The sequence below is a fragment of the Escherichia sp. KCJ4928 genome (assembly GCF_004352695.1).
Classification (GTDB): Bacteria; Pseudomonadota; Gammaproteobacteria; order Enterobacterales; family Enterobacteriaceae; genus ECMA0423.
Genome location: NZ_SJWV01000845.1, coordinates 1 through 255 on the forward strand (window position 1 = coordinate 1; position 255 = coordinate 255).

The following is a 255-nucleotide window of genomic DNA, read 5'->3' on the forward strand; positions in this document are numbered from 1 at the left end:
TTTTATCCGCATTGGCGGCGATGACAGAAATCAGCGTATCATGTTGCCCTAAAGAGCCCTGATTTGATATCCACCACGTCTCATACCCGGCTTTTCTGGCAAGCGTAACAATATTATTACCCGGATTACCTGTTTCAGTGTAATCAAGCGTCAGTGTTCTGCTGAGTGAACCTATCGTATTCGGCGCTGCTGAGAAATACCCATTAATAAATATACCCGGAGCAGAATTCAGCCATGGTGTTGTCGGCAAAGGAT

The 255-nt window shown here is 45.5% G+C and carries 1 protein-coding gene; it reads right to left on the bottom strand.

What is annotated here, in order from left to right; all coding sequences use genetic code 11:
• On the bottom strand, positions 1 to 255 hold a 255-nt coding region (locus E0D98_RS27755; protein ID WP_346655067.1), incomplete at both ends, for a sulfatase-like hydrolase/transferase.